The organism is Seramator thermalis (assembly GCF_004138125.1).
Classification (GTDB): Bacteria; Bacteroidota; Bacteroidia; order Bacteroidales; family Dysgonomonadaceae; genus Seramator; species Seramator thermalis.
This window is the reverse complement of record NZ_RXHS01000004.1, coordinates 32,251-52,636: the sequence shown is the minus strand read 5'-3', so window position 1 is coordinate 52,636 and position 20,386 is coordinate 32,251. Positions and strand designations below refer to the sequence as shown.

Annotated in this window: 21 protein-coding genes; 11 read left to right on the top strand and 10 right to left on the bottom strand. The window is 42.1% G+C overall.

Annotated elements, in window-relative coordinates; genetic code table 11:
- Nucleotides 1-142 precede the first annotated feature (142 nt).
- The 4 genes from pnp to EJN84_RS04210 all read left to right on the top strand — a co-directional run bounded on the left by pnp (nt 143) and on the right by EJN84_RS04210 (nt 5,705).
- Nucleotides 143-2,278 (top strand): polyribonucleotide nucleotidyltransferase, encoded by a 2,136-nt coding sequence (gene pnp / locus EJN84_RS04225; protein ID WP_129594259.1) that lies wholly within the window; start codon nt 143-145, stop codon nt 2,276-2,278.
- A gap of 646 nt (nt 2,279-2,924) precedes the next feature.
- A complete protein-coding gene (locus tag EJN84_RS04220; protein WP_165004071.1) occupies nt 2,925-4,052 on the top strand; it encodes an NlpC/P60 family protein in 1,128 nt (375 codons plus the stop codon).
- Between the two features lie 10 nt (nt 4,053-4,062).
- Complete coding sequence (locus EJN84_RS04215) at nt 4,063-5,214, top strand: dipeptide epimerase (RefSeq protein WP_129594257.1); 1,152 nt, start codon at nt 4,063-4,065, stop codon at nt 5,212-5,214.
- Nucleotides 5,215-5,339: 125 nt separating this feature from the next.
- Nucleotides 5,340-5,705, top strand: a complete 366-nt coding sequence (locus tag EJN84_RS04210) for a DMT family protein (RefSeq protein ID WP_129594256.1) — start codon at nt 5,340-5,342, stop codon at nt 5,703-5,705.
- 1 nt (nt 5,706) lies between these two features.
- On the opposite strand, the gene EJN84_RS04205 is transcribed toward EJN84_RS04210, so the two are convergent.
- From EJN84_RS04205 to EJN84_RS04190, 6 genes are all read right to left on the bottom strand, one after another.
- Nucleotides 5,707-6,249 (bottom strand): nicotinamidase, encoded by a 543-nt coding sequence (locus tag EJN84_RS04205; RefSeq protein WP_129594255.1) that lies wholly within the window; start codon nt 6,247-6,249, stop codon nt 5,707-5,709.
- A gap of 104 nt (nt 6,250-6,353) precedes the next feature.
- A complete protein-coding gene (locus EJN84_RS04200) occupies nt 6,354-6,896 on the bottom strand; it encodes an exo-alpha-sialidase (protein WP_165004068.1) in 543 nt (180 codons plus the stop codon).
- The gene (locus tag EJN84_RS12435; protein WP_262707342.1) at nt 6,893-7,510 is read right to left on the bottom strand and encodes an amino acid permease; all 618 of its coding nucleotides are present in this window, start codon (nt 7,508-7,510) and stop codon (nt 6,893-6,895) included. The genes EJN84_RS04200 and EJN84_RS12435 overlap by 4 nt, the downstream gene beginning before the upstream one ends.
- Nucleotides 7,462-8,154 (bottom strand): amino acid permease, encoded by a 693-nt coding sequence (locus EJN84_RS12430; protein WP_262707341.1) that lies wholly within the window; start codon nt 8,152-8,154, stop codon nt 7,462-7,464. Before EJN84_RS12430 ends, EJN84_RS12435 begins: the two co-directional genes overlap by 49 nt.
- A gap of 24 nt (nt 8,155-8,178) precedes the next feature.
- Nucleotides 8,179-8,316, bottom strand: a complete 138-nt coding sequence (locus EJN84_RS12345; RefSeq protein WP_238943921.1) for a hypothetical protein — start codon at nt 8,314-8,316, stop codon at nt 8,179-8,181.
- A 64-nt stretch (nt 8,317-8,380) separates the two neighbouring features.
- Nucleotides 8,381-9,058: a DUF554 domain-containing protein gene (locus EJN84_RS04190; protein WP_129594253.1), complete on the bottom strand. Its 678-nt coding sequence runs from the start codon at nt 9,056-9,058 to the stop codon at nt 8,381-8,383.
- A gap of 166 nt (nt 9,059-9,224) precedes the next feature.
- Between EJN84_RS04190 and EJN84_RS04185 the strand changes: the two genes are divergently transcribed.
- The 7 genes from EJN84_RS04185 (at nt 9,225) to dnaJ (ending at nt 14,902) form a co-directional block, all read left to right on the top strand.
- Nucleotides 9,225-9,677, top strand: coding sequence for a DUF4494 domain-containing protein (locus EJN84_RS04185; protein ID WP_129594252.1), 453 nt, complete (start codon nt 9,225-9,227; stop codon nt 9,675-9,677).
- Complete coding sequence (locus EJN84_RS04180) at nt 9,674-10,336, top strand: YggS family pyridoxal phosphate-dependent enzyme (RefSeq protein WP_129594251.1); 663 nt, start codon at nt 9,674-9,676, stop codon at nt 10,334-10,336. Before EJN84_RS04185 ends, EJN84_RS04180 begins: the two co-directional genes overlap by 4 nt.
- A gap of 90 nt (nt 10,337-10,426) precedes the next feature.
- Entirely contained in the window at nt 10,427-11,404 is a 978-nt protein-coding gene (locus EJN84_RS04175) for a dihydroorotate dehydrogenase-like protein (protein ID WP_129594250.1), read from the top strand.
- Nucleotides 11,405-11,462: 58 nt separating this feature from the next.
- Entirely contained in the window at nt 11,463-12,404 is a 942-nt protein-coding gene (locus tag EJN84_RS04170) for a hydrogen peroxide-inducible genes activator (RefSeq protein WP_129594249.1), read from the top strand.
- A gap of 69 nt (nt 12,405-12,473) precedes the next feature.
- Nucleotides 12,474-13,010, top strand: a complete 537-nt coding sequence (locus EJN84_RS04165) for an HDIG domain-containing metalloprotein (RefSeq protein WP_129594248.1) — start codon at nt 12,474-12,476, stop codon at nt 13,008-13,010.
- Nucleotides 13,011-13,141: 131 nt separating this feature from the next.
- Complete coding sequence (gene grpE / locus EJN84_RS04160; RefSeq protein WP_129594247.1) at nt 13,142-13,741, top strand: nucleotide exchange factor GrpE; 600 nt, start codon at nt 13,142-13,144, stop codon at nt 13,739-13,741.
- Nucleotides 13,742-13,747: 6 nt separating this feature from the next.
- Nucleotides 13,748-14,902: a molecular chaperone DnaJ gene (gene dnaJ, locus EJN84_RS04155; protein ID WP_129594246.1), complete on the top strand. Its 1,155-nt coding sequence runs from the start codon at nt 13,748-13,750 to the stop codon at nt 14,900-14,902.
- A gap of 79 nt (nt 14,903-14,981) precedes the next feature.
- Here dnaJ and EJN84_RS04150 read toward each other — a convergent pair whose 3' ends face one another.
- The 4 genes from EJN84_RS04150 to EJN84_RS04135 are packed head-to-tail and all read right to left on the bottom strand — an operon-like array spanning nt 14,982 to nt 20,325.
- On the bottom strand, nt 14,982-15,905 hold the full coding sequence (locus EJN84_RS04150; protein ID WP_129594439.1) for a dihydrodipicolinate synthase family protein: 924 nt from the start codon (nt 15,903-15,905) through the stop codon (nt 14,982-14,984).
- A gap of 33 nt (nt 15,906-15,938) precedes the next feature.
- The gene (locus tag EJN84_RS04145) at nt 15,939-17,198 is read right to left on the bottom strand and encodes an MFS transporter (protein ID WP_129594245.1); all 1,260 of its coding nucleotides are present in this window, start codon (nt 17,196-17,198) and stop codon (nt 15,939-15,941) included.
- Nucleotides 17,185-19,185: a family 20 glycosylhydrolase gene (locus EJN84_RS04140; protein WP_129594244.1), complete on the bottom strand. Its 2,001-nt coding sequence runs from the start codon at nt 19,183-19,185 to the stop codon at nt 17,185-17,187. The genes EJN84_RS04145 and EJN84_RS04140 overlap by 14 nt, the downstream gene beginning before the upstream one ends.
- Nucleotides 19,186-20,325 (bottom strand): cyclically-permuted mutarotase family protein, encoded by a 1,140-nt coding sequence (locus EJN84_RS04135; protein ID WP_129594243.1) that lies wholly within the window; start codon nt 20,323-20,325, stop codon nt 19,186-19,188. It abuts the gene before it with no gap.
- Between the last annotated feature and the right edge of the window lie 61 nt (nt 20,326-20,386).

The window sequence follows — 20,386 nt, the reverse complement described above, 5'->3', positions numbered from 1 at the left end:
TCAAAAATAGAATGGTTACGCAACATGGTTGTTTTGAACAACAATTTTGATATTTTATTTCGTTGTCTTACACAGGAATAAAAACTTTATGCTAACTTTGTACGATTTTTATTAGATGTAGAAAAAACAATCAAAAATTTTTATGACGAATCCAATTGTTAAGAGAATCGAACTGTCAGACGGACGTACGATTACTCTCGAAACGGGGAAACTGGCCAAACAAGCCGATGGCGCCGTAACCTTGCGAATGGGCAATACGGTATTATTGGCAACTGTTTGTGCTGCCAAAGATGCCACCCCCGGAACTGACTTTATGCCTCTGCAAGTTGAATACAGAGAAAAATTCGCATCTTTTGGGCGCTATCCCGGCGGTTTTTTGAAACGAGAAGGAAGACCTTCCGATTCGGAAATTCTTGTCAGTCGCTTGGTCGATCGTGCTCTGAGACCTTTATTCCCGGATGATTACCATGCCGACGTATTTGTAAATGTTATTCTTTATTCGGCCGATGGGCAGGATATGCCCGACGCATTGGCTGGACTGGCCGCCTCTGCAGCCATTGCTGTTTCGGACATTCCCTTTAACGGACCCATTTCTGAAGTTCGTGTAGCGCGCATCGACGGGAAATTTGTAATTAACCCTACATTCAAGCAACTTGAAAATGCCGATATCGACATCATGGTTGGTGCAACCATCGACAACATTATGATGGTGGAAGGAGAAATGAACGAAGTATCGGAGGCGGAAATGTTGGATGCTATCAAATTTGCTCACGAAGAAATCAAAAAACAGTGTCAGGCGCAAATAGAACTCACGGAAATGGTGGGTAAAACTGTAAAAAGGACCTATTCACACGAAGTGAATGACGATGAGCTTCGCAAAGCTGTATGGGATGCCTGTTATCGGAAAGCGTACGACATTGCTAAATCGCAAAATCCCAACAAACACCAACGTACTGAGGCTTTCGAGGCGATTCAGCAGGAATTTTTGGAAACTATTCCTGAGGAACAACGTGAAGAAAAAGCTCCTTTGGTAGCCCGTTATTACCACGAAGTCGAGAAAGAGGCTATGCGCCGCTGTATACTTGATGAGGGAAAACGGCTGGATGGACGGACAACTACCGAGATACGTCCGATCTGGTGTGAGGTTGACTATTTGCCCGGTCCTCATGGTTCAGCAATTTTCACCCGTGGCGAAACACAATCGCTCACAACCGTAACGCTAGGCACAAAACTTGACGAGAAAATTATCGACGAAGTGTTGATGCAGGGGACAGATCGTTTTCTGCTTCATTATAATTTTCCGCCTTTTTCTACAGGAGAAGCTCGCCCCTGGCGTGCGACAGGACGTCGTGAAATTGGACACGGAAATTTGGCTCATCGGGCACTCAAACGGATGATTCCGAAAGATTATCCCTACGTTGTTCGCGTGGTTTCGGATATTCTCGAATCCAACGGGTCATCGTCGATGGCTACCGTTTGTGCCGGAACACTTGCATTAATGGATGCAGGCGTAGCAATAAAAAAACCTGTTGCCGGTATTGCTATGGGACTTATCTCCGAAAACAAGGGACAAAATTATGCAATTCTTTCGGATATTCTCGGCGACGAAGACCACTTGGGCGATATGGATTTCAAGGTGTGCGGGACCAAAGACGGTATTACTGCTACACAAATGGATATCAAGGTTGACGGACTCTCGTATGAGATTCTTGAAAAAGCATTGGCTCAGGCAAAAGCCGGACGCGAACATATCATGAGCAAAATGATGGAGTGTATATCAGAGCCTCGCACAGATCTCAAGCCTCATGCTCCGCGAATTGAAGTGATTATTATCCCAAAAGATTTCATAGGAGCTGTGATTGGTCCCGGAGGAAAAATCATTCAAGGAATTCAGGAAGAGACCGGAGCAGTGATCGCTATCGAAGAAGTAGATGGCAAAGGGCGTGTAGAAGTTTCGGCTTCTAACAAGGAGTCTATTGATGCCGCTATGCGCAAGATTAAAGGGATTGTTGCAGTACCCGAGGTGGGTGAAGTATATCAAGCTACAGTACGTTCGGTTATGCCTTACGGATTGTTCTGCGAATTTCTTCCCGGAAAGGACGGATTGCTACATATTTCTGAAATCGATTGGAGACGCTTCGAAAAAGTTGAAGATACCGGCATCAAGGAAGGCGATACAATCAGTGTGAAATTAATGGATATTGATTCTCGTACGGGAAAATTCAAATTGTCTCACAAAGTACTGCTTCCGCGTCCACCTAAAGCGGATAATCAATAATAGTGCATAAGCAGACGATTATTTCATATTTAAGCGAGCTCTCCAAATGAAGGGCTCGCTTTTTGGTGTGCCGGGCTACATTACTACCGGTAAGATGCAAGTTCCGGTACACGCCGAGTCGGAAAGATGTGTTAGTGAATGGCAAGGGTGTTAACTCTTCGTTCGGGAATCGATTGAGTCTCCATCTGTAAAAAGCATTTATACGGATAATGGCCGAATCAGAACGACCTGAAGCTTTGCAGTAGTAAACAACAAAGTTGTCCGCTAGCTCTTTAAAAGTTGCAGCCATCACAACACCTCCTTCCCTAAAGGGTAATTATCAACACTCAAAGAGCATTCCTTGAGCGATTTGAAATCAGATGGCAGGTACGGATTTATTGATATGGGAATGGAAAAGGAAGAACGGAATTGTAGTAATAAGCCGGCTATCCGTAATTCATGAGTGAACCTCGATTTTTATCTACCCACACGATTTCACATGGAGCCAATGAAGACTTCCTGCATAAATTGAGGCTGCAATCGTCCCGAATACACGTTTGTATCGAAAAATATTGTAACTTTCGGAATATTTCTTGACGGCACTATGATTATCATGCGGAAATATTTTGTTTTGTTGTTGTTTATCCAACTATTTTTATCTCTTTCAGTGGCTCAAAATAAAGACATACAGGCGTTGATTGACTCGATAGAGAAACAGTATATCGTTGACTCTCGAACGCAGATTTATCGTATCAACTTGTCCGAACGTGAAGGCCAAATCTTTTTAGAGGGAGTAATATCGAATGATCTTGCTTACAATGAACTGAGATCAGGTATTTCGGAACGTTTTCCACAACTGAAATTCGCCGTTCGGTTGCTTCCCGATCGGGAAAAATTGGGAAATGAAGTTTGGGGAGTTGTTTATAATTCGGTTGGGACAATGCGGGCTCAACCATCGCATGCAGCCGAGATAGTGAGTCAGACTTTGCTCGGGACACCCGTAAGGATTTTTGATGCAAAAGGCGATTGGAAATTGATTCAGACACCCGATTTATACATCGGATGGATAAACGGATCGATACAACCGATGGACGATACTGTTCACCGTAAATACTTTTCCTTGCCAAAGTTGATTGTTACTGCGATGGCAACGCAATCGCATGAGAATCCCGATGTCGATTCTCAACCGGTCTCGGATTTAGTAGCCGGCGATATGCTCGTTTTCACCGAAAAGCGATCGAATTTCTATCATGTTTCTTATCCTGACGGAAGGAAGGCATGGGTCGCAGCAACGGATGTCCTTCCCGTGCCGGATTGGCTCGAAAATATTCGGTTGACGGGTGAAAGCATTGTTGCCACTGTCCGAAAATTTGTCGGAGTGCCATATCTTTGGGGAGGAACCTCAGCCAAAAGCGTTGATTGCAGTGGCTTCGTCAAATCGGTTTATTTCATGCATGGAATCATTCTTGCTCGCGATGCCTCGCAGCAAGCACGATACGGAAAACTTGTGGATACAGCCGGAGATTTTTCGAAAACCGAACCGGGCGATTTGGTCTTTTTTGGCAGACGCGGTGACGAACAAAATCCGACGGAAAGTGTGGTTCATGTGGGAATATATATCGGCAACAACCGGTTTATTCATGCTTCCGACTATGTTCATATCAGTAGTTTCGATCCGAATGATCCACTATACGACGCATACAACACCAATCGTTATCTTCGCACGAAACGTATTTTGGGCGAGATTAACACCGAAGGTGTTGAAGAAATTTTACACAACGAATTTTATCGATAAAACAAGATAGATGCAAAACAGACGTCAATTTCTCAGAAATTCGGCTCTTGTGGTAGCAACGCTCGCTGTTCCGAAGACTTCGTTTGCATTTCCGGGCAACAAACGTCATTCATCAAACAAAATGAAATTATCTTGGACTCCCTACAACCTGCAACTCAATCATACCTTCACCATTTCGGGCTATTCGCGTACGACTACTCCGGTTGTACTTACCAAAATCGAATATGAAGGGTTGGAAGGCTATGGCGAAGCATCCCTCCCTCAATATTTGGGCGAAACACAGGCGTCGGTGATCGATTTTCTGAAAAAAATAGACTTTTCTGCGTTTAACGATCCGACACATATCGAGGAAATTCTTGAATACGTGGATGGAATTGCCGAGAAAAATACGGCAGCCAAAGCTTCGGTGGATATTGCTTTACACGATTTGGTCGGAAAAATTATCGGCGCTTCGTGGTACAAAATGTATGGCCTCAATAAAGCGGATGTTCCCGATACAACCTTTACGATAGGTATTGACACAGACGAAGTCGTTCGCGAAAAAACGCGCGAAGCGATTGGCCGTTTTCACATTCTGAAAGTGAAGGTGGGAGGGCCCGACGATAAGCGAATGATCGAGGCCATTCGATCGGTAACGGATTTGCCTTTGTCGGTGGATGCCAATCAGGGGTGGAAAGATCGCGAACAGGCGCTTGATATGATTTTTTGGCTCAAGGAACATGGCGTGGTGATGGTCGAACAGCCTATGTCCAAGACCGATTTCGATAATATAGCCTGGTTGACCCGGCATAGTCCTCTTCCGATTTTTGCCGACGAATCGGTGCAGCGATTAGCCGATGTGGAACGGACGAAAGGTGTTTTTTCCGGTATCAACATCAAGCTGATGAAATGTACCGGCATGCATGAAGCATGGAAAATGCGAAATCTGGCGAAAGCTTTGGGCATGAAGGTGATGATTGGGTGCATGACCGAAACATCGTGTGCTATTTCGGCGGCTGCACAACTTTCGTCGGGACTCGATTTTGCCGATCTGGACGGAGCGCTGCTCATTTCTAACGATTGCTACAACGGGGCTACATTACAAAACGGGAAAATCATTGCAACCGATTTGCCCGGAATCGGGGCTATTCCAAATCGAGATATTTCGTTTGGACGCGATTAGAAAAAATCAAAAGAATTGAAATAGATAACGGTGGAGCGCAAAGCAGACGGATATGGCCTGTTTTACGCTTCACCGGTATTTTATCCGTAATTTTGTTTCAAAAAAACTTACAATATTTTTGTTCTATGAAAGCATTGGTTACTATCGGATTACTCGTTTGTTCAAACCTGTTTATGACTTTTGCGTGGTATGGACATCTGAAACTGACGCAATATGCGTGGTTCAACAAATTTTCGTTATTTGGCATCATTGTGTTCAGTTGGAGCATTGCATTTTTTGAATATTGCTTTCAGGTTCCTGCCAACAGAATCGGATTTATCGGGAATGGCGGTCCCTTCTCGCTTGTGCAGCTCAAGGTACTTCAAGAGGTGATCACACTCGTGGTTTTCACCCTATTTTCGGTTGTAGCATTTCATTCGCATATTAAACCGAATCATCTGGTCGGATTCTTTTTCCTGATTGTTGCCGTATACTTTATTTTCAAGGGCTGAGTCAGATTTCATCAGATTCTATCAGGGTGCATCCTTTGAGGTACATTTCATTCAATGCCTTTCTATCGTCGCCCTTCTCGATATTTACAGCCGCTACGGCGTCGGTGATGACATAGGTATGAAATCCGTTTTCGATCGCATCCAAAACGGTTGCTTTCACACAATAATCCGTTGCCAGACCGCAAACATACAGATCCTGTATTTGATTTTCGTGCAGATAATCGATCAGCGAAACATTGGTTGCTTCAAAAGCCGAATATCCGTCATCTTTGTTTCCGGTACCTTTTAATAATTTTAAATCGATTTTATCGGTAATCAGATTGGGATGAAAGTCGGCACCGAAGGTCCCGGCAATGCAGTGTGGAGGCCATTTTTCAAAATGAACTGTTGCGGCCGGATGCCAGTCTTGCGACGAAATGACGAAATCGAATTTATCTTCGATTTGATTAATTATCGGAACGATTTTGTCGCCATCGCTGACGGCCAGCGATCCACCGGGACAAAAATCGTTTTGAACATCAACAATAAGCAATGCATTTTTCATATACTGAATTTTGAGAAATGTTCATTTTTTTTCGTACGATATAACGAAATAAACGGGTTTATGTTCGCAAAATGATTTGGATGGTGGCGCTATCTTGCCGAAATTCATTTTATTTTTGATCGGACCGAGCATTCCGTCCGGTAATTTAACCGGATTCGACCGGCTTTTTTGCCGTTATCGAACGAAATTTTATACATTCCCCACCATTGGCGAGGATTTGGCCCAATTTTATAAAACAAAACAATATTTCCATTGGACTTTTTGTAAAGAACCGGATTCCAGCAGGGGTATTGCAACGAGTCGTTGACAATGCCGTCGGCAACCTTGACGGGAGTGCTCCATTTTCCTTTTTTATCTTTCTCCGCCAGATAAATACAAACATCATTATTCCCTTCGCGTGTGCCTCCGAACCAGGCCGACAGAATTTTGTTTTTTCCTGTCTCCAATAGCGTCGAAGCATGACATTCGGAAAAAGGAGCTTGGTCGAAAATAAATTCTGAGGTCAGAATTTCTATTTTAGGCCTTTTCGCAAAATTTTGTCCTTCCATCGTAACGGAGAGAAAAATCATCAAAAACAGGAAATGTAATTTGAGAATTTTTGAAAGATCTTTTTCCATTTTGATATCGTTGAATTTGTTGGTATTCATAAATTGATTTTTTTCGATAAAAGCAAATAAATGAGCATGACCGCTATGATGCACAAAATTGCCATTACAATTTTCTCCCATTGTTTGATGGATTCGTTTTTTTCTTTTTTAGCTTTGATAAACAGAATAATCCCGACGACGTAGAAAAGAACCGTGAAGACAAGATACCTTAATCCGACCGAAAAAATTACGTAAACCGAATAGATCGTTCCCAGCACCGAGATGACGAAGAAGCGAAAATTTTGTCCCGTTATGCAATCCTGCCACGCGATCTTTACCGCATAAAGTGATGATAAAAAATAAGGAATCAAAACGAGACTGGTGCCGACAGTGATAGCTGCAAGATAGGTGTTGTTCATATTGGGAGAAAGAATGGCCAACAGAAAAAGTTGAGTGAAAAGTTGAGTAAGCAGCAAAGCGACAATCGGCGTTTTCTTTCGATTTTCCTTTGCCAGTATTTTTGGCATCACGCCGTCACGCGCGGCGGCATACATCGTCTCCACCGAAAGCAGTGTCCAGGATAAACCGGCGCCCAATACCGAAAGCATAATACCCAGCTTAACGATCACGGCCCCGGTTTGCCCGATTGAAGTTTTTTCGAGAAGCAATGCCATTGGCGTAGGAGAGGCATAGAGCTCTTTTGCCGGAATGGCAGCATGGATATGACCGTGAGTATAACATAAATGGCGAGCACTGATAATACGGAAATGAGCGTTGCCCGCTGAACGGTTTTTTGATCGGCAGCTCTTCCCGAAAGGACTGACGCCGATTCCACTCCCACAAAGCACCACAAAATAATAGCCATAGCATCTCCGATTTGAGCTACGACATTGGATTTTTGACCGGTCGAAGCTAATGTATGTTGCCAGTCGGCAACATGAAATATTTCGGGATTCATCAATCCGATTCCGGCAACGATAGCAAGTATGATTGGAATGAGTTTGGCAACGGTAACGATAAAATTTGTGATAGCGCTTTCTTTTATTCCTGCCCTTACGATGAAGTAATAAATCCACAGAATTGCCGAACCTGCCCAAAAGCATATTGTTGGCGAGAGTGCCTTATCGCCCAATAAATCGTTCATCGTTTTGAAAAACAACACCAGGTAGCTCACATTTCCCAACCAGCCTAACGACCAATAACCCCAAGCTGAATTGAATCCCATATAATCGCCGAATCCATCTTTGGCATATTCGTAAATTCCGCTTGTGAGATTGGGCTTTCGGTTTGCCAGAAAGATGAAAACAAAAGCGAGCATCAAAGCGCCTAATCCGCCAATGATTCAAGCGATGAGGGTTGATTGAGGATTGGCTACATGAATTAAGTCTTTGGGCGAATTAAAAATCCCCGAACCGATCATCGATCCGATACCCACAAATACCAACAGCCATAATCCTAATTTATCGTCTTTTTGCTTCATTGGTGTATAATCTGATTAGCTGTTTGTCGATGAACGTCGGCAAAGGTGAAGAAGCATTTATCTGTCATGCGAAAATGGCGAGCAAGATGACCACCACAACCAGTGCAGGGAGCATATTCATAACTCGAAGATTGCTAATGTGCAGAATATTCAGGCCTAATCCAACCAACAGAATTCCTCCGACACTTGTAAGCTCGAGAATGATTACAGGAGTGAAGAATGATCCCGCAAACATGGCTATCAACGTAAGCGAGGCCTGAAAAATGAAAAGAGGAACGGCAGACAATGCAACCGAAACTCCAAAAGCCGAAGCCAACAGCATGGACGAAAAAAAATCCATGAGCGATTTGGTATAGAGCAAATCGGGCGATCCTCCCGTGCCTTCCTGAATGGTTCCCAAAATTGTCATTGATCCGACGCAAAAAAGCAAAAAAGCCGTTGTCAGTCCTTCGGAAAATTGTTCGCTTCCGATACGAAATCGCTGTTTTACATTTTCTCCCAGTGTATTAACCCAGTTTTCGATATTCATCCATTCGCCCAGCAACGAGCCTATAGCAAGACTTGCAACCACGATAAGAATATGTTCCATTTTGACAGCCATCGACATACCGATTGCCATTGTGAAAAGGCCGATTGCCTGAAAATAAATTGAAGTAACTCTTTCGGGCATTTTCTTTTTCAAGAGTATTCCGATGATTCCGCCGGCGGCAACTGCAGCCGTATTTACGATTGTTCCTATCATGATTTTTTTTGTTGCTGCTTAAATAATAGATGATTTCACCTAAAACCATTCGCAAAAATACATTTTTTTGAAACAATGCAATTTTTTCAATCTACTAAAATCGAGTTATTTTGTACCTTTGTTTGATTTTTGTTTAAAAATTAGAAAATAAAAAAATTCATTCATTATGTATAATTGGTTTGAGTGTAAAGTGCGATACGACAAAATGCTGGAAACAGGGATGCAAAAAACGGTTACCGAACCTTATTTGGTAGATGCCTTATCGTTTACTGAAGCCGAAGGAAGAATCATCGAAGAAATAAAACCGTATATTTCGGGAGAATTTACCATAGCCGACATCAAACGGGTGAAATATGCCGAAACCTTTTTCAATGAGGAAGGCGATCGCTATTTCAAAACAAAATTATATTTCCTTATGTTGGACGAGAAAAGCGGAAGCGAAAAGAAAACTGCCGTAAATATGTTGGTGCAAGCCTCCACATTGAAAGAGGCGGTTGATATTGTGGAAACCGAAATGAAGAAAACCATGATCGATTATGAGTTTGCGTCTGTTGCCGAAACCGCAATTATGGACGTTTTCCCCTATTCGGTTGAGCCTCATAAGGAGAAAGAAGAATGAGCGTTAGAGAGAATATCGAATTGCTGCGACGATCGGTGCCCGAAAATGTAAAAATCGTGGCAGTTTCAAAATTTCACCCCGTCGAACAAATTCGCGAAGCTTACGATGACGGGCAGCGAATTTTTGGCGAAAGTCGAGTACAGGAACTTGTCGCCAAGCAGGCAGTTTTGCCCGACGATATCGAATGGCACTTCATCGGCACTTTGCAGCGGAACAAGGTGAAATATATAGCACCCTTCATACGCCTAATTCACAGCCTCGATAGCGAATCGTTGATGTCGGAAATCGACAAGCGTGCCGTTGAAAATAATCGTATCATACCCTGCCTTTTGCAAATACATATTGCGCGCGAAATCACAAAATCGGGATTTGCACCACAAGAGAGTACCGATTTCCTTGCCGGAGGCAGATGGAGAAATTATCCGCATGTTCAACTCTCGGGCGTGATGGGTATGGCTACCTTAACGGACGATGCCGAACAGATTCGAAGCGAATTTCGCCTTTTGAAATCGCTTTTCGATGAATGGAAACAAAAATATTTTGCCGATGAGCCGGCATTCAGCGAAATTTCTATGGGAATGTCTGACGATTATTCCATTGCTGTGGAAGAGGGTAGTACCATGATTCGAGTGGGTACGATGATTTTTGGGAAAAGATAAAAAATTTCGATATAACCTATCTATTGATTATCCTTATCGATAAAAATTGTATATTTGTTTCATCGTTTAAACCACAAAACATTTATTAAAATGGCCAATTTAGAAACCAGCTTTGCAGGCCTTAGTCTGCGAAATCCGCTTATAGCCGGAAGTAGCGGATTAACGAACAGTTTATCTAAAATAAAGGAAATGGAACAGGCCGGGGTCGGAGCTATTGTGCTGAAATCGCTCTTCGAAGAACAAATTGAGAGTCATTCCGAAAAACTGGCATCCATTTCAGATTATCCTGAGGCAGTCGATTATATCAATACCTACGTCAAAATGAATCATGTTGAAAAATATCTCGACTTAATTCGTTCGGCGAAGGAGGAATGCAAGATTCCGATCGTAGCCAGTATCAACTGTTACAAACAAGACCGATGGACGGATTTCGCTAAAAGCATCGAAAATGTCGGAGCCGACGCCCTCGAATTAAATGTGGTAATGTTGAATGCCGGCGACTTTGACAGTAATTATCTCGAAAACACTTATGTCAGTATCGTTCGCGATCTAAAAAAAACGATTCGTATTCCCATTGTTGTCAAATTGGCAAAAAACATGACCAATTTGCCGGGGTTGGTTTCGAAGCTTAAATCTCTTGGAGTCAACGGAATAGTGTTGTTTAATCGCCTATATCAGCTCGATATCGATATCGAAAATATGGAAATCGTCTCAGGTCCTGTTTTTAGTCATCCGTCAGATTTTAGCGATACATTAAGGTGGACGGCCATCGTTTCGGGCAAAGTTCCGGATGTAGATATAGCCTGTTCATATGGTGTACATTCGTGGGAAGATGTTGTGAAAGGAATCCTTGCCGGAGCAAGTGCAATTCAACTCTGCAGTATGCTTTATGAGCAAGGCCTCGATTCGGTTGGCAACATAATCACCTGCCTCGAAGAATGGATGGAACAGCACAACTATACAACCATAGACGATTTCAGGAGAAAACTAAGTTTTTCGAACGTTCCCGATCCCACATTGTATGAACGTGTACAGTTTATGAAATACTTTTCGAATTATAAACAATGACCCGTAATCTCACGATTCCGGATTGTTGATTTTTACGTAATTTCTTTTGGAATATTATATGAATCTACAACAACTTGAATATATTATCGCAGTGGACGATTATCGCCATTTTTCTAAAGCTGCCGAAGCTTCATTTGTCACCCAACCCACGTTGAGTATGATGATACAGAAGCTGGAGGACGAATTGGGTGTAAAAATATTCGACCGAACGCAACTCCCCGTACAACCTACCGAAATTGGCTCTCGAATTATTGACCAGGCCAGAGTTGCCGTGGCACAGGTTTATCAGATTAAGGAAATCATACAGGAAGAAAAAGGCATTGTGAAAGGAACTTTCCGGTTGGGAATCATTCCCACTATATCGCCTTATCTGCTGCCCAAACTGATGCAAGTCCATCAGCATAACCATACCGAGATTAGAATCGCCATCAACGAACTTACCACTGATAACATCATAAAGGGGTTGATGAATGGCACACTCGACGGCGGTATTCTGGCCACTCCACTCAAAGACGAACACATTGCGGAATATCCGCTTTATTACGAAAAATTCTTTGCTTATGTATCACCCAAGGAAACGGCTTTGTATGCGAAAAATGTGTTGGACGAAAGCGATTTGAATTCGACAAAACTTTGGCTGCTTGATGAAGTTCACTGTTTTAGAACACAAATACTTCATTTGTGTAATCTCAAAAAAAAGAAAAATCAGAACTCTATTTTTTCGTATGAGGCAGGAAGCATAGATACACTTATCAATATTGTGGATGCTACAGATGGGCTAACGGTTATTCCGGAAATGGCACTCGACAGTTTGAGCGAACTGCAAAAGAAAAACGTTCGCTCTTTTAGAAACTCTACCCCCGTCCGAGAAATAAGTCTTGTGACTCGAAAAGAATTTTTACGAAGACGCTTGTTGGGAATCATTTCCGATGAGGTAAAATCGGTTGTCCCATCGTCATTATTAGACGAGTCGCTGAAAAAATATGTCATTCCGCTATAGTATTTTTTCGGAAAGCACAGATCAGATCACAACGAAATAGAGCAACTATCTGCGTATAATCAATCAACGATGAATTATCAGTCGATTATAGACAAATATTATAAGAAAGGGACAAAATTATACGATATCTATATATCGCATGTTACCGATGTAACTCGAAAAGCTCTTTCCATTGCTCATAACCATCCCGAATTAGCCGTAGATGTACGTTTCCTCGAAGAAGCAGCGATGCTTCATGATATTGGCATATTCATGACTCACGCTCCGCACATTGCTTGTCAGGGACAGTATCCTTATATTTGTCACGGCTATTTGGGGCGCGAGATCCTTACCAACGAAGGCTATCCCCGTCATGGCCTTGTTTGCGAACGACACACCGGCACCGGCTTAAGTTTGCAAACCATCATAGATCGAAAATTGCCAATCCCCCATCGAGATATGCAACCCGTAAGCCTGGAAGAGAAAATCATTTGTTTTGCCGACAAATTTTACTCCAAATCGAGTCTGGGTAAAGAAAAATCTCTTCAAAAGATTCGGCAAAGTCTTTTGAAACACGGCAGAGAACAAGTAGAAAAATTTGACGAATGGTGCGAGCTTTTTCTATGACCTATCAAAAGGATGAGGGCATAGATTTTGGCAAGCTATTTGCATGATGATAGATGTGTACACCATGAGGTTTGACAACTAATAGTAGTTTTTTATGTACATATTTCATAAAATAATATTGTAAAACAGGTATGAAACAAAGGGACGAAAAATATAACGAAAATGGAAAACGAACGACAAATGCTCCTGAAAAAAATGAAACCATTGACAAGGAAGGCGTGATTGCGACTGAAGAAACGGACAATTTGACAGATGCGAAACCTGCTGATTACGACCAGGAAAATCAAATCAGTCAAATGCAGCAGCAATATGATGATTTAAACGATAGTTATTTGCGATTGCATGCCGACTTCGACAATTATCGCAAGCGCACGATGAAAGAGAAAGCGGATATCATTCGAAGTGGAGGCGAGCGTGTTTTGTCGGACATCATTCCCTTGATTGACGATTTTGAACGTGCCTTGAAAGCACTGCATGAGGCAGAAGAAAAAGATTCCATTTTGGAAGGCATTGATTTGATATATCAAAAATTTGTTTCGTTTCTTGAACAGCATGGCGTTCGAGAGATTGAGTCCGTAGGCCTGCCATTTGATCCCGACAAATTTGAAGCAGTGACGACAGTACCTGTTGCCGATGAATCGCAAAAAGGGAAGGTTGTCGATTGTATTCAAAAGGGATATTCATTGAACGATAAAGTGATTCGATTCCCTAAAGTAATTGTTGGAGAGTAACGGGGCATGGCACAAAAGAGAGATTACTACGAAGTGTTGGGTATTTCGAGAAATGCCACGGCAGAAGAGATAAAAAAAGCATATCGCAAAAAAGCTATCGAATATCACCCGGACAAAAATCCGGGTGATAAGGATGCCGAAGAAAAATTTAAAGAAGCTGCTGAGGCCTATGAAGTATTGGGCGATGCCAACAAACGAGCGCGTTACGATCAGTTTGGACATGCCGGTGTGGGCGGCGCAGCCGGAGGCGGATTTGGTGGAGGAATGTCAATGGATGATATTTTCTCGCAATTTGGTGATATTTTTGGAGGCCATTTCGGTGGGTTTGGCGGATTTGGCGGTTTCGGAAGTCAACGTGCCGGTCGTCGAACCAATCGTGGTTCGGATTTGCGCGTGAAAGTAAAAGTTAATCTGAAAGAAGTGCTCACCGGTGTCGAGAAAAAAATCAAGGTAAAAAAATATGTCGCCTGTTCGCATTGCAATGGAAACGGTTCGGAAAATGGGAATTCGACGAGTACTTGTTCTACCTGTCATGGATCGGGAGTAGTTACCCGTGTCACGAACACTATCTTGGGTCAGATGCAGACTACTACTACTTGTCCGACATGCAACGGAGAGGGCAAAACCATCACTAAAAAATGTCCGCATTGCAATGGAGAAGGCATCGTGAGTGACGAAGAAATTATTACCATAAAAATTCCTGCAGGTGTGGCCGAAGGTATGCAATTGTCGATGCAGGGCAGGGGAAACGCTGCTCGGCGTGGCGGAATCAATGGCGACTTGTTGGTAGTGATCGAAGAAGAGGAAGATCCGAATTTGATTCGCGATGAGAATGATGTGATTTACAATCTCTTTTTGAGCTTTCCGACTGCGGCTTTGGGTGGAACGGTGGAAGTACCGACGATTGACGGAGTAGCCAAAGTGAAAATCGATCCCGGAACGCAACCTGGCAAGGTGCTGCGACTGCGCAATAAAGGATTGCCCTCTGTCAATGGTTTTGGAACCGGTGATGAGTTGGTACACGTCAACGTCTATGTTCCCGAAAACTTGACGGACAAGGAAAAAAAGCTTCTTTCGGAGATGGAAAAATCGCCAAATTTTGAGCCCAGCAAATCCGCTAAAAAAAGCGTTTTCAATAAATTTAAGAAGATGTTTGACTGAAAAACAGATTATTAGATTTCGAAAAAAGCGAAAGTTTAATGAGGTGGACTTTCGCTTTTCTTAATCATAAATATAAGGATTATAATTTATTACACTTTTCAAAAAAATTAATTTCTTCAAGATTGCGTTTCATTATTAATTCTTCTTCGCCATTCATGTTTTGAAATGGCGTGCGGTTAATGCCTAAGTCAATACCGATTAATTTCATAATGCGTTTTCCTCCCACGATGTTTCCTCGATAATTTACAATCACATTAATGACTTTTTGGGCGAAATTTTGTAATTCCCTCGCTTTTTCGATATTGCCTTTATTGAATTCGTCAATCACGCCTACAAGTACTTTACCGATGTAGTTGCCTGTTCCGCTAATTCCCCCTTGTGCTCCACCCATGACTAACGCAGAAAGAATGGTTTCATCTTGTCCGTGCAACATGTCGAATTTGCCATTTTTATATAGCATACATTGGTTATATTCATATAAGCTTTCGTAAGTGTACTTAATTCCTGCCAGATTGGGAATCCTGTCTTCGGCTGCTTTCAAGAAGGGTAGCATGGGCAGGCATACACCGCTTAGGGCCGGAATATGATAAAAATAGAAGGGCAGTGAGGGTGCACCACAAGCAATTTCTTCGCAATATTTTACAAGTTCTTCAACGCGTCCTGCCTTTGGGAAAGGTGAAGCCATTGCCCCAATACCGAATGCTCCGATTTCAGCAGCATGTTGTGCCATCTTATAACTGTCTTTTATGCATGTTGATCCGACATGGACGATAACTTTGAATTCTTTATCTACAACCGATATCCATTTTTCTGCCAGTTTCATACGCTCTTCAACGGTCATCATGTAACCTTCGCCTGACGAACCGTTGATAAAAACCCCTATTATTCCGTTTTTTTGCAACATCATTGCATAATCCCCGATCGGGCTTAAATCTACTTCGCCTCTTTTGTCAAATGGCGTAAACGGAGCAACGATCAATCCTTTTATTTTTTCGAAATTCATCATGTAATTTTTTTTAGATGTTGATTATTTTAGTTAAATATTATTTTCTTCCGTATAGGTATATTCTTTTTTGGGTTTTAAGAAGAGCAATACCATAATGACTGCCAGTAAAACCAAAAAAGCCAATTTGCTAAAATCGGAACCTAAATTTCCTTTGTCGGTTGAAGTTCCAAGTACAATTGTAATAGCATATCCTCCAAAAACTCCCATCATGTTCATTATGCCGTAGGCTGTTGCCCGATATTTTGGAGAGATGATTTGGCAAAGTATAGGCATATTGTTGGCATCGAACATTCCATAACCGATACCGAACAAAAAGGCCGAACAAATGAGGCTTATATAGGTGTGCCCAAAGCCCAGGAGTATGAGTGAAGGTACGGTCAGGGTTAATCCTATGGCACTCGTGTAGATACGGCCTTTGATGTTTTTGAGCACCCATCGGTCGGATAGAGGGCCGCCGATAAAAACGCCGATGAGAGATGCAACGGCAATGGAAATCGTGGCCATTGGTCCTGCCATTGTCATGGGAATGCCCAAGTTTTTTGTAAATAATGTCGGTAGCCAATTTTTAGTTGCCCATCCGGGAAGGCTCGGGACGATAAAGTAGAATAGCATAACCCAGAAAGATGCTGTACTTAAAAGCACAATAAATGGTTTCCAGAAAGGTTCTTTTTCGGCTTTTGTGTTTAAAGGTTGTGTCTCGGATATTCGACTAGTATGACTTTTTTGGTCATTAAGGAACAAAATAAGGATAACGGCGTATATAATCCCAATGATACCAAAACCATGAAATACTGTTCGCCAGGAATAATTGGCCGCTATTGCAGCCCCAAAACCACCCAGTGCTTGCCCCGTATAAAGCCCTGTCATATGAATGCCGATTGCCAAGGAGCGGGTTTTATTTGTGTGATAATCGGCAATCATGGACAATGCTGCAGGAAGGTATAATGCTTCGCTTATTCCCATAAAAGCCCTGAGCCAATACAATTGGTTGAAAGAAGTAGCGTAACCCATGAAATAAGTTACGGCTGACCATACCAGTAAACTTCCGGCAATAAGCCATTTCCGATTTATTCTATCTGCTACAGCTCCTGCTGCCGGGCTTAAAAAACCGTAAACAAGCAAAAATATTCCCATTAACCGACCGAAATTTTCCGCAATTGACAGTTCTGCAATATCGACAGCCATTGCCGCTTGCATGGTGGATAGCATCTGTCGGTCGAGATAATTAAGCAGTGCAACCACCCAAAGTAATCCAACTACAATCCAAGGATAAGCTTTACTGTTTCTCATTTTCTTTATCGATTTTTTTATCGGGGTTATAAATAAGTCCTTCCATTTCCTGTTTACCATCGAGGGTGACAAATACAAACGTAAACATCCATTTTTGTAGGCGCACTTCTTTTGTGGAAAATTCACCTATCGGCAATTTCAACAAAATTTTATTCCAACCTTTTTTTAAAGTTACGGGAATAGGAGGACGCATCGCGAAATTTTCGTTCCCAAGTGGGATTTCGCTTGAAAGAATGGTATGATTATTACTCCAAACCGGAGGTTGAATTTCTTTATCGTTAATCATTATTTTACTTTTTCGATAATCCCATTCTCCTTGAGGAGGAGGAAGATCTTTTTCCGACCTGCTGTAGTTTTGCGTGCTCATCCATGCTCCAACGGTTTGTGTTTTCGGCGACCATACCCATGTATATGCATAGGCTGTATGATTGGGCTTGAGGTTGTCGTAAAAGGAGGGTATCATTTCTCCCCATACATGACGCAGGTATATGGCAGCACCGATAGCTTCGCGGGTATGGTATGTTTTCCCTTGATAGGTATAGTGTGTTTTTAGTTTTTTTTCGGGTGGAAATGATTGTTGCAGATTTCCGTAATTGGGAAAAGCATCCGTGATGCGCCATTTCACGTTTGTTTGGCGGACATAGGGAAAGGGTAAATTATTCAACATGTTTTGTTTATGCCAAAGCATTCGATTTTCAAAATCAATAAAGAGCGGATACTCCGGCGAATCTTCTTTCAATAATGTGCCTTGTTGGTCGAAATATTTTTTGCGTCCGCCTTGCCACGAACTTTCGGCAAAAGTCAGCATTAAAGGATAGAAGGCGTTTTCGATTAAAATATTTTTTTCGGGATATACAAATCGATCGTTCCATACAGCCATTATTGCTCCTATGATGTTATCTTTTTCATATTCTCGGTTGCCGATGTTGCTATTGTACAAGGCAATTAAATCGGCAAAATTGTCAAAATGATTGATATAATGGTACCGGGAATCAATAGCCGGCGTATTGGTTAATGGTTTTCCCCGCGAACTCCACATGTGTATCATATCGATTTCTCCCGGATGGTATGTATATCCCGGATTCCAGGAAATCACTTTTTTCCCCATTGAGCGTATGTATTGTACCATTTCAGGCACAAATTCCGGGTTGGTAATTTCTACCTCATCGGTTCCGATATGGAGATAGGGCAGATCGGGGAAAATCTCGATGCAAATCTCTTGGATCAATTGTTTCAGGATGTCCATTCCTTCAGGACTTTGCATATCGCAACCGAATGTTTTTCTGAAAGCAGCGCTATGTCCCGGCATATCTATTTCCGGGATAAGCAATACTTGGTGTGCTTTGCAAAATGCCGCAATATCTTTGGCTTCGTCTATGGTATAATATTTTCCCGGAAGACGTCCAAAGTTAGCGCTATCATTGAGCTGAGGGTAAATTTTACTTTCTAATCTCCATCCCAAATTTTCAGTTAGATGCCAATGAAATGTATTTATTTTGTATGTGGATAGAATTGCGATTTCCCGTTTCAGTTCATCGGGCGAAATGTAGCTTCTTCCCACATCATGCATGAAACCACGTATATGAAAAGCAGGCCAGTCGACAATTTCGCAACACGGCAAATAGTGCTTGCTGCGATATTGCGTAATAAGCTGGTTTAATGTTTGTTTAGCCCAATAAACACCTTGATCTGCCGTTGCCTTTATGAAAATACTGTCGGGTGTAATCGTCAAATGATACGCCTCTTTTTGATTTACCAAAGCCTGTGGTATTGATGATACGTACTGAATGGCAATTTTATTGTTGTTGATTGTATCTTCAAACAGGTGTGTTGCATTTTGAATTTTTATGGACTGAGGTTTGGGTATTAACATTAGGGTGTCCCGAGCATAATCGGCATAATCAATATAATCAGCGTAAAGCGATGTTATACTGTAAATAAAAGAGAAAAAAATGAGAAGATATGTTTTTGTTTGTTGTATCGCCATTTAATTAGTATTTAAACTGATTTTACCTTTCCATGTAATTGGTGTACGAACGCCCGGTTTCAATTCTCCTTGTATGAGATAGAAAGTATCGTTCTCAAAAACAAGAGTAGCTCCTGCACGTGCGGCATTTTGGGTGACGTCTATGGTTTGCCATCGATTGGTTTTTGTATCAAAGATTCGGCATTCGGGGTTGAATTTGTAATATGCCATCGGCTGAGTCATGTATATTTTTGAAAACGCGTTGTTCTTTTGTTTCTTTTCTTCGTCGGTGAGTAACCGATTAAAATTGATGTTGTATTGTGTTGTGATGGCATTTAGGAATATATCGTAATTAACTCCTCCCATACATAAAATGTATCGGTTTTGCAGGGGCATTGCAACGGCTCCGGCTAGAGAGAATGGTTTTTGCGTATCGGGATCAATTTGTTCTCCTACCTTTTCCCATGTGCTGTCTTCAACGCAATACCGATATACATCTTTTGCCATTTCGGGTAGATGAAATTCGTCTCCCCCGAAAAAACCTCCCAGTAAATAGACATAGTTTCTCTCGGCATTTTTAATTCCTGCCATTACCGGTTGCACTCGAGGTATACCCGGAAAAGGCGGAAGTTTTTTCCATATTGAGTCATTTTTTATGTCGATGGAATAAAAATCGTTGCTTGGCGTATCGTTTACATTCCCGCCCCCGACAAAAACGGAATTCTCTATGGCACAACCGGCAAAATTATCCATCGTTGCAGGTAAGAACGGAAGAGAATCCAATTTTTGTTCTCCCGATCTCTGCAACGATACGCTATACACATTTTTCAACGATTCGTTTCCTGTGTTTCCTCCGATCCAAAGCGTTTCGTTGGACGATAATCGGATGGAAACCCCATATGCAGCAGGTTTAGGAAGTTTGCCGACATGTGTCCATTTGTCGAGAATTGTAGTATCCATCATCACGATATCGTCATAGTATACTTTTACTCCCCCCTCAAAGCCGAGCTTATCGGGGAAGTTGCAACCTCCTGCAACTAAAAGTTTATCATGACTGATGGCAGCATATGATGCCGAAACTCCTTTCTGTAAATTTCCCGTCAAACCGTCTGTGGGAATCCGTTGCCAGGTAATTTTCAAATTTGTCGTCGTCTTATTCATTTCTTGGCATGATAAAAAAGTGTGGAAAATTAATGCGATAAATGTTGAACATATTGCAATC

Coding starts and splice junctions, on each gene's coding strand:
- pnp (WP_129594259.1), top strand. CDS start 143: ATGACGAATCCAATTGTTAAGAGAATCGAACTGTCAGACGGACGTACG.
- EJN84_RS04215 (WP_129594257.1), top strand. CDS start 4,063: ATGCAAAACAGACGTCAATTTCTCAGAAATTCGGCTCTTGTGGTAGCA.
- EJN84_RS04210 (WP_129594256.1), top strand. CDS start 5,340: ATGAAAGCATTGGTTACTATCGGATTACTCGTTTGTTCAAACCTGTTT.
- EJN84_RS04205 (WP_129594255.1), bottom strand. CDS start 6,249: ATGAAAAATGCATTGCTTATTGTTGATGTTCAAAACGATTTTTGTCCC.
- EJN84_RS04200 (WP_165004068.1), bottom strand. CDS start 6,896: ATGAATACCAACAAATTCAACGATATCAAAATGGAAAAAGATCTTTCA.
- EJN84_RS12435 (WP_262707342.1), bottom strand. CDS start 7,510: ATGGCATTGCTTCTCGAAAAAACTTCAATCGGGCAAACCGGGGCCGTG.
- EJN84_RS12430 (WP_262707341.1), bottom strand. CDS start 8,154: ATGCTCGCTTTTGTTTTCATCTTTCTGGCAAACCGAAAGCCCAATCTC.
- EJN84_RS12345 (WP_238943921.1), bottom strand. CDS start 8,316: ATGAAGCAAAAAGACGATAAATTAGGATTATGGCTGTTGGTATTTGTG.
- EJN84_RS04190 (WP_129594253.1), bottom strand. CDS start 9,058: ATGATAGGAACAATCGTAAATACGGCTGCAGTTGCCGCCGGCGGAATC.
- EJN84_RS04185 (WP_129594252.1), top strand. CDS start 9,225: ATGTATAATTGGTTTGAGTGTAAAGTGCGATACGACAAAATGCTGGAA.
- EJN84_RS04180 (WP_129594251.1), top strand. CDS start 9,674: ATGAGCGTTAGAGAGAATATCGAATTGCTGCGACGATCGGTGCCCGAA.
- EJN84_RS04175 (WP_129594250.1), top strand. CDS start 10,427: ATGGCCAATTTAGAAACCAGCTTTGCAGGCCTTAGTCTGCGAAATCCG.
- EJN84_RS04170 (WP_129594249.1), top strand. CDS start 11,463: ATGAATCTACAACAACTTGAATATATTATCGCAGTGGACGATTATCGC.
- EJN84_RS04165 (WP_129594248.1), top strand. CDS start 12,474: ATGAATTATCAGTCGATTATAGACAAATATTATAAGAAAGGGACAAAA.
- grpE (WP_129594247.1), top strand. CDS start 13,142: ATGAAACAAAGGGACGAAAAATATAACGAAAATGGAAAACGAACGACA.
- dnaJ (WP_129594246.1), top strand. CDS start 13,748: ATGGCACAAAAGAGAGATTACTACGAAGTGTTGGGTATTTCGAGAAAT.
- EJN84_RS04150 (WP_129594439.1), bottom strand. CDS start 15,905: ATGAATTTCGAAAAAATAAAAGGATTGATCGTTGCTCCGTTTACGCCA.
- EJN84_RS04145 (WP_129594245.1), bottom strand. CDS start 17,198: ATGAGAAACAGTAAAGCTTATCCTTGGATTGTAGTTGGATTACTTTGG.
- EJN84_RS04140 (WP_129594244.1), bottom strand. CDS start 19,185: ATGGCGATACAACAAACAAAAACATATCTTCTCATTTTTTTCTCTTTT.
- EJN84_RS04135 (WP_129594243.1), bottom strand. CDS start 20,325: ATGAATAAGACGACGACAAATTTGAAAATTACCTGGCAACGGATTCCC.